The following is a 12,868-nucleotide window of genomic DNA, read 5'->3' as shown; positions in this document are numbered from 1 at the left end:
GCCAGGTAGTGGTGGGCGTGGCTGGCCATGCGGATGACATCGGTGATCGGGAGCAGGGTGGCGCCGCTGGTGCGCCCGGTGCCGGTACCGGCTTCGAGGTCGTGCAGGGTGGTGGTGACGATGATGGTGACCGGCAGCCCGCGGTGGGTGCCCAGGTCGCCGGAGGCGAACAGGGCGCGCAGGGCGGCCAGCGTCGCGTCGTGCTGACGCTGGCAGGTGCTGCGCCGGTCGGCGCCGGCGACCTCGGGGTCGGGTTCACCGTCGATGACTGGGGCGTCGTCGGCGGGGTTGGCCATGCCGGGGGCGGCCAGTTTGGCCCATAGCGCTTCGATCGCGGCGCGTAGTTCGGGGGTGATCAGCCCGCTGATCGTGGACATGCCGTCCCGTTGCTGGGCACCTAGGGTGATCCCGCGCGATCGGGTGCGTTCTTCGTCGGTGAAGTCCCCGTCAGGGTGCAGGCAGTTCATCATCTGCTGGGCGTAGCCGGCGAGCTCATCGGGGCGCTGCCAGGCGGCTTTGTCGGCCAGGTCGGCTTCGGCGGCCTCGCGGGTCAACGCATCGACCGCCGCGGGCAGATGTTTGAAGAAGTCGCGGATCACCTTGACTTGGCCGTCGCCGATGCGCCCGGCGTGCTGGCCGGCTGCGGTCGCGCTCAGCACCGGCTCCAGGGGTTGTCCGGTCAGCGCGCGACGCGGGCCCAGATCCGCGGCCTCGGCGATGCGGCGGGCGGCGCAGGGTTTGGTGATGCCCAGCCGGGTGGCCAGCGCCTCACACAGCGTGCCCCCCAACTCGGTTTTGTCGGCCTGGGCGGCGAGCTGATTGATCAACGGGTGCTGCGGGACCCGCAACCGGCGCGCCACCCGTTCCAGACGCTCCAACGCGCGCAGCCGCTCCGGGGTGGTCAACACCTCAAACGACAACCCACACAACCGATCCAACCCAGCATCCAGGGCATCGAAGACCGCCACGATCTCATCGCGCGAACTCGTTGCCATACCGATGATTCTACGAACCACCACCGACAACCAGATGAGCGATAAACGATTGCGCCAGAACATAATTCGCTCAAGATAGACGGAACCGAACGGCACCGGAATGCGTCTAACACATTAGTAGCCGGGGCGCACCGCCACTTCGAGTCACAGATGTGACGGACGAGACCCGCCACGCGTCACCTAGCAGCGAAGCGGCACCGATCAGGAGCCGTCCTCCAACTCGGGCGGGTCAGGAGTCACGGCGCCGACGGCCCTGTTGAGCCACTGCGGTGCCACCACGGAGACCACGGTGGTTCCCGCGGTGGCGCCGATCACGCCCGTCCACGCCACCGGGCCCAGTGGTGTGCAGCCGAAGAACTGGCTGAGCACCGGTGTCTGGATGATGCCGACCAGCACGCCCGCGCTGCCGAGCGCAGTGGCCACCACCAGCGGGCTGTGGCTACGGGTCAGCAGCGTCTGCGCCAGCTGCGTCGTCACCAGGGCCGTCAAACCCATTGTGGACGTGCGCCTTTCGGTGCCGGGTGTCCAGCGTCCGATGGACCAGGCGGCCGTCGCACCGGCAGCGGTGATGACGCCGCGGTTGACGATCGCACGCATCAGCGGCTCGTCGAGTGACGGCGCGGGTTGGGTCAGCAGGTCGAGCTGGCGGGCCCGGCGCGCATCCTCCACTTCGTCGGCGCTCAGACCGTCTTCTTCTTCCGGGTCCTCGTACTGCGAGGTGACCGCGACCGCGAGGGCGGGGAACATGTCGGTGAGCAGGTTCACCAGCAGCAGCTGACGGGTGCCGACCGGGGCGCGGCCCTGGCCGAAGGCCGTGCCGAGGATGGTGAACAACACCTCACCGACGTTGCCGCCGACCAGGATCGTGACAGCGTCACGCACACCGGCCCACATGTTGCGGCCCTCGACCAGGGCGTCGACCAGCACCCCCAGGTCGTCGTCGGTGAGCACGATGTCGGCAGCACCGCGGGCCGCCGACGATCCGCGGCCACTGACACCGATCCCCACGTCGGCCATCCGGATGGCGGCGGCGTCGTTCGCGCCGTCGCCGACCATCGCGGTGACCCGCCCGCAACGTTGCAGAGCCGCCACGATCTGCACCTTCTGCTCCGGGCTGACCCGGGCGAATACCTGGACATCGGCGGCGAGCTTGGCGTGTCCCTCTTCGTCGTGGCTGGCGAATTCGGCACCGGTCACCACGCGCGCGTCGTCGGGCAGGCCCAACTGGCGGGCGATGGCCCGTGCGGTGATCGGGTGGTCGCCGGTGATGAGCACGACGTTGCGCCCGGCCTCCACCAGCGCCTCGATCAGCGGCCGGGACGATTCCCGCGCGGTGTCGGCCAAACCCACGTAACCGAGCAGTTCCAGGTCGTGCGCGGCGGCGTCGACGTCGTCGACGTCGGTGTCGTCTTCCCTGGTGCCGTGCTCCCAGGTACGTTGCGCCACGGCCAGCACCCGCAACCCCTGTTCGGCGAGGTGCTGCACGAGCGAATCGGCATGATCGGACTCAGCCTCGGGATCGTCGAAGCGGCAGCGCGGCAGGATGACCTCGGGCGCGCCCTTCACCATCAGCACGGGCGCGGCCGCCGTGTCGGCCTCCGCGCCGATCGATGCGGCATAGCCTCGGCTTGATTCGAATGGAACCTCGGCCAGGATCGTCCAGTCACCTTCGCCGTCAAGGGAATTCGCCGCCGTGAGGATCGCCTCGTCGGTGGCGTGCGCGTGTCCCTCGCCGTCGTGCGGCTGGGTGGATGCCCGCGCGGCGGCCCGCAGCACTGCAATCGACTGCGGTTCGGACGTTTTCGGGAACGGTCCCTGTGCCGAGGTGGCGGCCGGGACGGCCAGCACCACGCGCAACCGGTTCTCGGTGAGGGTGCCGGTCTTGTCGAAGCAGATGGTGTCGACCCGGCCCAGGGCTTCGATGGTGCGCGGCGAACGCACCAGCACTCCACGCGCAGTCAGTCGCTGGGCGGCGGCGAGCTGGGACAGTGTGGCCACCAGCGGCAGCCCCTCGGGAACTGCGGCGACCGCGATGGCCACACCGTCGGCCACCGCCTGACGCAGCGGGGCGCGCCGCAGCAGGGCCAGGCCGGTCACGGTCGCCCCGCCGGCCAGGGTCAGTGGCAGCACCTTGCTGGTCAGCTCGCGCAGCCGGGCCTGCACGCCCGCCGACGTCTCGACGTTGGCCACCGCGGAGATGGCGCGTTGTGCGGCGGTACCGACTCCGGTGGCGACGACGATGGCCCGGGCGCGCCCGGCGACGATCGTGCTTCCCTCGAACAGCATGCTGGCCCGGTCGGGGTCGTTGACGGCGACGGGATCCACCTGCTTGTCGACCGGCAGCGACTCGCCGGTCAGGAAGGATTCGTCGACCTCGAGGTCGTCGGCAACCAGGATCCGGGCGTCTGCCGGGACCACCTCGGGGGCGGTCAGGTCGATGACGTCGCCGGGGCGCAGCTTCTTGGCCGACACCGTGGCGGTCCGGGTGGCGTTGCGGGCGGCCTCCAACCGGCGCCGCGTCGTTGCTACCGCAGGCACCACCACCCGACGCACCAGTTGGTCCTGCTCGGCGAACAACTCCGCGGCCGCGGCCTCGGCACGCAGTCGCTGCACTCCGCCGGTGACCGCGTTGACCGCCATCACGCCGGCGACCAGCAGTGCGTCGACGTTGCTGCCGACGATCGCTGAAGCCGCCGCGCCCACCGCCAGGATCGGCGTCAGCGGGTCGGACAATTCGTGCCGGGTGGCCACCGCCAGCCGCCCCAGCGTCTGAACCGGACCCCGCAGCGGCGCCACGACCGGCTCGTAGGACAGGTCGTCGAGCCGACGGCGCCAAGTCGGGGTGTCGGACGCCACTGCCAACGGGCGCGATCCGCCGGCCAGCCGCGAGTACACGATCTCCGGGTCCAGCGCGTGCCAGGCGGTCAGCGGTTGCGGTGTGGGATCCGGCAGGCGCAGCACCCGGGCGGCTGAGAAAGATCCGGAGAGCAGGGCCGTCGCCGCGGCGGTGTTGACCGGGTTCAGGAAGCGCCGGAAGGACACCGGGCTTGTGGACCGGCCGTCCTCACCGGTGACCAGCAACAGGCCGGCAAGCGTGGTGCCGCCCTGGGACAGATGCACCGCGGATTCGCTGGCGGCGCGGGCCACCGGCAGCGCGGACAGGATGCGCACCGCGGCGGCCAGATCGGTGCCGGTGATGATGTCGGCGGCCCACGGCGTGGCAGCACGGGGATCGTCGAGGGCGACCCCGATATCGGCGATGGCCAGTGCGGCCAACGTGTCGGTCGAGGCGAAGTCGCGGTGCAGCGCGGTGATCAGCAGCACGGGTCCGCGGTCCCCGCGCAGGTCGCGCACCAACTTCAAGAGCGGAGTCCCGGGCGGATGCGTCGAACCGACGCTGGCGGACAGATCTTCGGTGCCCGCCACGTGCCGCAACACCACCCGCGCCCCGGTGCGGTTCGCGGTCTGCAGCAACGGGATTGCGAAGGGGTCGACTTCCCAACCGACGTCGACGTGGCCCACCCGCCGGCCGTCGCAGACCAGGTCGGCGTGTTCCAGACCCTGCGCCGGTGTCGCCGACGAAGAACCTTCCGGCCGAATCCATTTCAGCCGCGCACCCCCGGCAGGCAGTTCGTCGGGATCGGGTTCGGGTGGCTCCTCCTCGTGCAGCAGCGCGTCGGCCACCTCGTAGACGCGGTCGTCGTCCCAGCCGGGTTCCTCACCCCAGGCGCTCAGCACCGCGCGGTGATCGCCGCGCAGTGCGGCGCCGTCGATCACCACCACCTGTATGCGGTCCAGGCGACGCAGCGCCCCCGGGTCGAGTACCAGCAGTCCCGCATTCGCCAGACCGCGCCCGAGAGTGGTCGCGAACGATTCCCGGCCGATGTGCGCGGCTTTCGGCACCCCGGCCAGGATCGCCTCGGCGGCCTCGGCTGCACCGCCACCGGCGAACAGCGCACCCGCGGCGGCGATCACCGAACCGCTGGCCGCCTGGTCTGAGTAGTTCTCAACCGGGCCTTTCATCGCGCCCTTGCCGATGTCGATCGCCGCGTCGATGGCACCGTCGACCACGACGTGGGAGGCCTCGCCGGCGGCGGCCGCCGCCCAGTTGTGCCGGGGCATCTGCGACTCGGCCCCCGCGGAGTTCAGCACCGGAACCACCGGCGCCTGCGGCCGGGCGGGTGAGGCGAGTTCGCGTTCCCGCTCCCGCCAGCGCTGCCGATGGGCCGTCGCCTCCACGAGCTGCAATGTGCGCTGGGTGAGATTCAGCATGGGTGTGCTGGGGGAACCGCTCAACCCGTAGGCCAATGCGGTGGAACCGCTCAGCGCGATGTCGGTGCCGACGCGACCGAGGCGCGACTCCAGGACGGCGACCACCCGCGGCTGGTAATTCAGCAGGGCCGCGGCGGCCTTGGCGCTGCTCGGTGCCATGGGCAGCCGGGTGAGCCAACCGGTCACCGCCGCACCCACCGCCACGGCGTCCATCGCCGCAGCGGTCAGCGGCACCAGGATCGCCAGCGGGTTGGCCGGGTCGGCGAACGGTGCCGCCTGGGACGCGGAGGAGGTGCCCGAGGCGGTGAGGTCGGTAGCGACGGCCGCGGCCGTTTCGCGGATCTCGTCCAGCACCGCGTCCTCGTCGGCGTCCTCGGCGATTTCGACGACCAGCCGGCCCAGCGCCCCTTCGACGTGTGCCTGGGCTACTCCGTCGATGCGGCGGACCGGCTCCTCCATCACCGCCGCGTATTCATGCCAGCAGGGAAACGGCAACAGCGGGTCGAGGTCCAGGTGCACCCGGCGCCCGCTGTGCCAGCGCACCGGCGGGGTGACCGCCTCGGGGGCGCCGTCCTTGGCGCCGCCCAGGCCGATCGCGCGCCCGGTGCTGTGCGCCACCGATTGCACCACCGGGCCTACCAGCTCGGTGACGGGACTGGTCAACGTCTGCACCGCGCCGGCCGCACCGGCAGCTCCCTGGACGCCGGCCCGGACGACCTGCGTGGCGCCTCCGGTGAGAGTGCCGACGATGTCGGCCACGCCCGGAATTTTCATCCATCACCCTTCGAATACGTCTATCCCGCGCCAATCCTTCCGGCGCCTTCAGCACCTGTCCACACGGTCCGCGGATTGCCCCTGGACTACCGCGTGGGCGGCAACCCAAACAACGAGAACAGCGACGGATCGAGAAAGACGGCCATCGCGGCGATGCCCGGGACGCCGCCCCGGTTGAGGCAGGTAAGAACCTGGATGGAATGGGCCGCCACCATGTTATCGGTGTTTGGCCGGTACCCGGCGACGGCCGGTTGAATCGGCGAGTGTGCGGACCACGACGCGACACGCCGGCGCGTCGTCGTGAACCGCACGCTCGGCGCGGCCGCGAGCTCCTACAAGTGCCGGTGATTCGCCCGGCCGACGTGATAGCCGGTGGGGAACGACTTCTCGATCACCTGGAGGTGGTGGTCCACCCGGGATTCCAGCTCGAGGACCACACAGCCGTCGCCGACGGCCTTGGATTCCAGCACGATGTACCGCTGACCGTTGTCGGTGATCGGATCGCCTGAGTGCAAATCTTCGACGGCCACCAACTCGGGGGTTCCGTGTGACTCCACCTCTGTCACAGTAGGTGAACCAGGCAGGCGAGGGAATAGTCCCGGTGGCGGGGGTGCGGCGCCGGGCAGCGGACGCCCGGCAAGAATGGCGCCATGACTACTTCGCAGCCGCCGGCCGATGCGCCGACCTGCTATCGGCATCCCGAACGCCAGACATACGTCCGCTGCACCCGCTGCGAACAGCCGATCTGTGGGGACTGCATGCGCAGTGCCGCGGTCGGTCACCAGTGTGAGCAGTGCGTGCAGGCGGGCGCGGCCACCGTACGGCAGCCGCGGACCCGCTTCGGCGGGCGGGAGGGCTCGGACCGGCCGGTGGTCACCTACGCGCTGATCGTGATCAACGTGCTGGCGTTCGTTGCGGAGTATGCCTCGGTCGCGGTGCAACGGCAGTTCACCCTGTGGCCGCCGGCGGTGGCGGCGTACAGCGAGTACTACCGCCTGGTGACCTCGGCGTTCCTGCACTACGGCCCCGCTCACCTGGGGTTGAACATGTTGGCGCTGTATTTCGTCGGGCCACCGCTGGAGATGTGGCTGGGCCGGTTGCGGTTCGTCGCGCTCTACGCCCTGAGTGGACTGGGTGGTTCGGTGCTGGTGTACCTGCTCGCACCGCTGAACACGGCCACGGCGGGCGCATCCGGCGCGATCTACGGGCTGTTCGCGGCGATGTTCGTCCTGGCCAAGCGGCTCACCCTCGACGTGCGTGGGGTGGTGGCGGTCATCCTCATCAACCTGGCGTTCACGTTCGTGGTGCCGGCGATCAGTTCGCAGGCGATCAGCTGGCAGGGGCATGTGGGTGGGTTGGTGGCCGGCGGCGCGATCGCGGCGGCCTACATGTATGCACCACGGCAACGACGTGACCTGGTCCAGGCCGCCGCGACCGTGGCAGCGCTGTGCCTGTTCGGGGCGTTGATCTGGTGGCGCACGGCCGATTTGCTCAACCAACTCACCTGACGCCGGGGCGGCGGTTCCCGTGCGGGGTAGGTTGCCCGGTATGACCTGGTGGACCGCGCAGGCCGAGCGGACGCTGAGCGAACAGGTGCCCGCCCCGCCCGGCGAGGTGCGCGACTACTACGTCGACCTGGGCAACATCAAACTGGTGCACCCGCTGATCGTCTCGGTGGAATTGCTCGATCGCAGTGACACCCCGGACGGCTACCGGGTCGGCTACCGGGTGGTGGACCGCATCGCGCTGGGGCCGATCACGATGAAGGTCCGCTACCGGGCGCGGCTGCATGTTCCCGTCGACGGCGACGTACACACCGAGGCCGACCAGTCCCCGGGCGTGCGGCTGCGGGGCACGGTGAGTTTCGCGCCGATCGAGGGCGGCACGCTGGTCACCGAGCGGATCAGGTTCGCCGCGCCGCGACCGCTGGCCGGGTTCACCGTCCGCGCGGCGGCCGAGGCGCACACCAAGATGCTGTCCGGCATCCGGCGTCATTTTGAATCAGGCTGAGCCGCTTTCCATTCCGACGTCAGCGCGAACTCGGACAGGTACTTGGTGGAACTCCATCCGCCGTCGACGACGATCGTCTGTCCGTTGATGAAGGCACCACCCGGCGAGCACAGAAACGCGACCGTACTGGCGACGTCGTCGACACTGCCCAATCGCTGATGCGGTGTCATCTCGGTGTTGATGCGCCGGAAACGTTCGTCCTGCAGGCGATGTTCGGTCATCGGCGTCTGTATCACCCCGGGAGCCACCGCATTACAGCGAATGCCCTGTGCCCCGTACTGGCAGGCGATGTGGGTGGTCATCGCCGTCAGACCGCCCTTGGCTGCCGAATAGGCACCACCGCGCATGCCGCCCACGACCGCGAATGTGGAGGTGATGTTGATGATCGCCGAACCGGCCTGCAGGTGCGGCAGCACCTCGCGCACCAATCGGAACGGCGCGCGCAACATCAGCCGCAGAAAATGGTCCAACGATTCATCGTCGGTTTCGTGTAGCGGTTTGGGGCTGCCCACTCCGGCCGCGTTGACCAGGAAATCGACACGGCCCCAGTGGTCCAGCGCAGCAGCGACAACCTGCCGGGGCGCGTCGTCGTCGACGAGGTCGACAGCGAGGGTCGCCACCCGTGCGGGATCGCCGATCGCGCGACTGAGCTCAGCGAGCCGGCCCTCGTCGCGACCGGTAGCCAACACCGCCACCCCCGCGTCGGCAAGCTTTGTCGCACAACCGAATCCGATGCCGCCGGTCGCCCCCGTCACAATCGCTACCTGCATGTCACCGATCTTCCGCCATCAGTTCCGCCCGGATCCGATGCTTGAGGATCTTCCCCGCATCGTTTTTCGGCAGACCCGCCCAGATAACCACTTGCTCGGGTGCCTTGAAGCGCGCAACGCCCGCGGCTTCGAGGAACCTGCGCAAGTCGTGCACGTCGGGGCCGGGACCGGCGGCGACGACGACCGCGCACGCCCGCTCGCCGGTGCGGTGGTCGGGCAGCCCGACCACGGCGATCTCGGCTATCCCCGGATGGTTGGTCAGCACGTCCTCGACCTCCTTGGGGGAGATGTTCTCGCCGTTGCGGATGATCATGTCCTTGGCCCGGCCGGTGACCACCAGGTATCCATCGCCGACCCAGCGCGCCAGGTCCCCGGTGCGGAAATAGCCGTCGGCGTCGAAGGATCCGTCCTCGTCCTCGGGGTGCAGGTAGCCGACCAGCATCTGTGGGCCGCGCACCCGGATCTCGTCGTCGATCAGCCGCACTTCTGCGACCCCGACCCGGCCGTCGGTATCCGCGGCACGATCGCGGTCCCGCGGCGCTCCGATCGTGGTCACCGGCACTTCGGTCGAACCGTACACCCGGGTCACCACGGCTGCTTCGAAATACGCTGTCGCGCTGCGGATCAGTGACGGTGACACCGAAGCGCCACCACAGATGAACAACTTCAGATCGGGCAGGCGGGTGTGGGCGCGCTGTGCGGCCGCCAGCAGCTGCTCCAGAAACGGTGTGGCGCCCGCCATGTGCGTGCAACGCTGGGCCCGCATGATCCGCACCGCGCTCTCGGCATGCCAGCGGTCCATCAGCACTGCGGTGGTGCCGAGCAGCAGCGGTGCTTCGAAGGCGTAGATGGATCCGCCGATGTGGGCGATCGGCGAGGCGACCAGAAACACGTCCCCTGGCGAGACGAACCAGTGCTCGCGAATCTGTCGGATCAGCGCGTGAATCGAGTTATGGCTGTGCAGAACGCCTTTGGGGCGACCGGTGGTTCCCGAGGTGTAGAGGATCATCCGGACCGCATCGGCATCCAGTGTCGGCAACGGCTCGGGCGTTCGCGGCGTGGTGAGCAGTGACCGGAACGGGATCTCGTCGGGTCCGCCGTCACCGCGCACCACGACGACATCCGGCGCTGACTCCAGCTGGGCGGTGACCCGACGCAACATCGGGACATAGTCGTAGCCGCCGAAATCAGGCGGGATGAACACCACTCGGCTGTCCGCGTCCTCCAGGATGAAGCGCAGCTCCCGATCGCGCAGCGACGGCAGAATCGGGTTGGCCACCATGCCCGCCAACGTGGCGCCCAGGTAGATCACCGCGGCTTCATGCCAGTTGGGCAGCTGGAACGACACCACACTGCCCGGCGGGATCCGCGCGTGCAGCGCGTGGGCCAATGCCGTGGCCTGCCGATGCAGCTCGGCGCAGGACAGTCGGTAGTCGCCGTCGACCAGCGCGATCCGCTCCGGAGTGTCCCGAGCGGCGTCCTCGAGGGCATCTGCCAATGTGGCACGGCCCCAATAACCTTGGGCGTAGGCCTGCGCGGCTCGGTCATCGTCCCAGCGCAGTAGGCGGCCGCCGATCAGCTTCCTACCCACGCACTCGTCGCATCGTCATCGAATGGCGGAAGCGGGACGCCGGGTGGGTATTGATCGTGACCTGGGCGACCTGGCCGTCGGAGGCACGGTAGGTGCGTTGCACCTGCAGCGCCGGCGTGCCGGGCTCCACATCGAGGCCGTCGGCCACTTCCGGGGCCAGCAGGACGGCGATGATTTCCTGTTGCACCTCAACGATGCTCAACCCGAACAGGTCCTCGATCAAGGGAAAGATCGGTCCCTCGTGGCGCTGCAGCAGTCTGCCGACGGCCGCGAACGCGCGGTTGATGTAGTACTCGGTGCGGCACAACGCGGTCTCGGAGTCGTCGGAGCGACGAAAGCCACGAACGGTCAGCCACTGCTCACCCACGGCCAGCCCGCTGCGTGCGGCCGATTCTCCGTCGATGGTGACCATCGCGACCGATTCGATCGCAAACCTGGTGCCGGTGGCGAACGCCAGCAGGTCGTTGATCGACATGACATGCTGGACATACGAATCCGACGACGGTCGCGGCACCACCAGAGTTCCGGTGCGTGGCCGCGACGACACCAGGTTGTCGTCGCGCAGTCGTCGCAACGCCTCCCGGATTGTGTACCGGCTGACCGCAAACCGCTCGCACAGCTCGTGCTCGGTGGGCAGCTGCGATCCCACCGGGTAGATGCCGTCCACGATCTCCTTGCGCAACGTGCGGGCCACCTGCAGGTACCGGTGGTCGACGACTTTTGCTTCCGAAGGTGGTGAGGACATTGCCGGTGGCCCTTCAGGATTCCTGACGTAGGGCCAGCAGACTGCCGTCGCCGTCGGCCGAGATGTACAGCGTGCCGTCGGGGCCGGCGGCGATACCCGCGAACGGTCCCTGAGGACCGGAGAACGGCGGCATGCCGCGCAGCGGTTTGGGTGTGATGCCCGGCGGGGCGCCGAGCGGCAGATCCGCAGCGAGGGTGGTCCGGACACCGGTGTCCAGGTCGAAGGCGACGACTTCCTTTGCGCCGGTGTCTACTACGTAGAGTTGCCGGCCCAGCACCAGCAGCCCCTGCGGCCGCTGCAGACCGTCGAACACCAACCCGCCGTCGAGGCTGCGGACCCGGCCGGTCTCCGACACCAGGCAGCTGCCGTCGCGGTCGATCGCGACGCCGACCGGATCGATCAGACCGGAGGCCAGGACCTGAACCTGGTTGCCGCGGAGTCCCAGCACCCGACCGGTGCCGAGTTCAGCGACGAACACGGTCCCGTCCGATGCCGCCGCCACACCGTAGAGCTGATCGAAACCTGCCGCCAGCACTTCGCTTTCGTTGTCCGCGGGCCGGTAGCGGGTGACTTCTCCGTTGGAGGTGGTGACGACGAACTCGCCGGGACCGGTCGAGTCCAGTCCGCGCAGGAATCCCGGATAGCCGGGGCTGAACAACATTCCGACGGTCCGCAGCGTGCCGTCGTCAAGAAGCGTGTAGAAGAAGGTGCCGTCGGCAATGTAAAGCTGCCCGTCGGGTCCGACCGTCAGGTCCAACGGCCAGTTCAACCCGCCCTTGAGCACCGTCTGCGAGTCACCGTTGCGACCGATTTCGGTGATCTCGCCGGTGAAGCTGGAGACGAACAACCGGTTGCCGACGAAGGTGCAGTTGTCCAGACCCGGGTTCAGGCTGGCCAGTACGGTCTTTTCACCGGTGCGCGGATTGATGCGCAGCACCTGGCCGCTGTGCACCTGGGTCGACACGATGTAGCCGTCGGCGTCGAACTTCACCGAGTCGGGGACACCGAGGTCACCGGCAACCCGTTCGGCTGCACCGCCTTCGGGGTCGATGCGCCAGATCTCGTTGGCGGTCATGACGGGGAAGTAGAGCATTCCGTCCGGCCCCACCTCCATCGCGTTGGGCATCGGAATGTTCTCCAGCAGCACCCGCGGCGCCCCGCCGTTGAGGTCGAGTTCGAGCAGCCGCCCGCCGGTGCGGCACTCGTTGATGAACAACCTGCCCCGGTGCACCGTGATGCCGTTGGCCGACGGCAGGTCGTCCCGTAGCACCCGGGTGCGGCCGGCGGCGTCGCGCATGCTGACCCGGCCGTCCATCACTTCGGTGGCGTAGAGGTTGCCTTCGGGGCCGAACGCGACGTCGTCGGGTGCGATGATGTCGCCGCCCTTGGCGCTGACCGTGTCTACCAGGCCGGTCTCGATGTCGAGCGCGCTGATCTGGCTGCCCGTCACCTGGGCGATGTAGATCCGGCCGTCCGGTCCGGTGCGGATGCCGTTGGCCCCGAACAGACGGCTGGGATCGGTGAGCCGAATCAGTGTCCACCCTTCGGCCAAAGTGGGCGAGTACGGGACGGGGTACCGGCCAAGTTGGCCAGTTGGGTGCGACGATCCGGTTCCGGCTATCACCGCTCGGACGATAGCAATCGTGCCGTGGTCCAGACAATAGTTCGTCGATATTCCGCGGCCGGCCTTGACGTGCACGCTACGTAGAGA

9 protein-coding genes are annotated in these 12,868 nt (G+C 68.9%); 2 read left to right on the top strand and 7 right to left on the bottom strand.

The annotated features are described in order from the left end of the window. From AC5Y6Y_RS14640 to AC5Y6Y_RS14630, 3 genes are all read right to left on the bottom strand, one after another. Positions 1-995, bottom strand: a 995-nt coding sequence (locus tag AC5Y6Y_RS14640) for a 13E12 repeat family protein (protein ID WP_499930111.1), incomplete at its 3' end; no start/stop codon positions are given. A gap of 201 nt (positions 996-1,196) precedes the next feature. Continuing rightward, the gene (locus AC5Y6Y_RS14635; RefSeq protein WP_473138829.1) at positions 1,197-6,041 is read right to left on the bottom strand and encodes a cation-translocating P-type ATPase; all 4,845 of its coding nucleotides are present in this window, start codon (positions 6,039-6,041) and stop codon (positions 1,197-1,199) included. A 332-nt stretch (positions 6,042-6,373) separates the two neighbouring features. Further along, complete coding sequence (locus AC5Y6Y_RS14630; protein WP_463827865.1) at positions 6,374-6,598, bottom strand: hypothetical protein; 225 nt, start codon at positions 6,596-6,598, stop codon at positions 6,374-6,376. A 93-nt stretch (positions 6,599-6,691) separates the two neighbouring features. Here AC5Y6Y_RS14630 and AC5Y6Y_RS14625 point away from each other — a divergent pair, with 93 nt between their 5' ends. After that, positions 6,692-7,549, top strand: a complete 858-nt coding sequence (locus AC5Y6Y_RS14625) for a rhomboid family intramembrane serine protease (protein WP_473138830.1) — start codon at positions 6,692-6,694, stop codon at positions 7,547-7,549. Positions 7,550-7,589: 40 nt separating this feature from the next. After that, positions 7,590-8,051, top strand: a complete 462-nt coding sequence (locus AC5Y6Y_RS14620) for an SRPBCC family protein (RefSeq protein WP_473138831.1) — start codon at positions 7,590-7,592, stop codon at positions 8,049-8,051. Here the strand turns inward: AC5Y6Y_RS14620 and AC5Y6Y_RS14615 are convergent. The 4 genes from AC5Y6Y_RS14615 to AC5Y6Y_RS14600 are packed head-to-tail and all read right to left on the bottom strand — an operon-like array spanning position 8,033 to position 12,793. Next, positions 8,033-8,821, bottom strand: coding sequence for an SDR family NAD(P)-dependent oxidoreductase (locus tag AC5Y6Y_RS14615; protein ID WP_473138832.1), 789 nt, complete (start codon positions 8,819-8,821; stop codon positions 8,033-8,035). The two genes, AC5Y6Y_RS14620 and AC5Y6Y_RS14615, sit on opposite strands and share 19 nt — an antisense overlap. Before the next feature lies 1 nt (position 8,822). Continuing rightward, complete coding sequence (locus tag AC5Y6Y_RS14610) at positions 8,823-10,382, bottom strand: AMP-binding protein (protein WP_473138941.1); 1,560 nt, start codon at positions 10,380-10,382, stop codon at positions 8,823-8,825. A gap of 22 nt (positions 10,383-10,404) precedes the next feature. Further along, a complete protein-coding gene (locus tag AC5Y6Y_RS14605; RefSeq protein ID WP_473138833.1) occupies positions 10,405-11,157 on the bottom strand; it encodes a GntR family transcriptional regulator in 753 nt (250 codons plus the stop codon). 13 nt (positions 11,158-11,170) lie between these two features. Then, positions 11,171-12,793 (bottom strand): SMP-30/gluconolactonase/LRE family protein, encoded by a 1,623-nt coding sequence (locus AC5Y6Y_RS14600; RefSeq protein WP_473138942.1) that lies wholly within the window; start codon positions 12,791-12,793, stop codon positions 11,171-11,173. Between the last annotated feature and the right edge of the window lie 75 nt (positions 12,794-12,868).

The organism is Mycobacterium sp. NGS24 (genome assembly GCF_059813065.1).
The sequence above is the reverse complement of the archived record's forward strand: the minus strand, read 5'-3'. Positions and strand labels throughout refer to the sequence as shown.

Excerpts from the sequence above, each read along its gene's own strand:
- AC5Y6Y_RS14625 (WP_473138830.1), top strand. The coding sequence starts at position 6,692 with ATGACTACTTCGCAGCCGCCGGCCGATGCGCCGACCTGCTATCGGCAT.
- AC5Y6Y_RS14635 (WP_473138829.1), bottom strand. The coding sequence starts at position 6,041 with ATGAAAATTCCGGGCGTGGCCGACATCGTCGGCACTCTCACCGGAGGC.
- AC5Y6Y_RS14605 (WP_473138833.1), bottom strand. The coding sequence starts at position 11,157 with ATGTCCTCACCACCTTCGGAAGCAAAAGTCGTCGACCACCGGTACCTG.
- AC5Y6Y_RS14620 (WP_473138831.1), top strand. The coding sequence starts at position 7,590 with ATGACCTGGTGGACCGCGCAGGCCGAGCGGACGCTGAGCGAACAGGTG.
- AC5Y6Y_RS14615 (WP_473138832.1), bottom strand. The coding sequence starts at position 8,821 with ATGCAGGTAGCGATTGTGACGGGGGCGACCGGCGGCATCGGATTCGGT.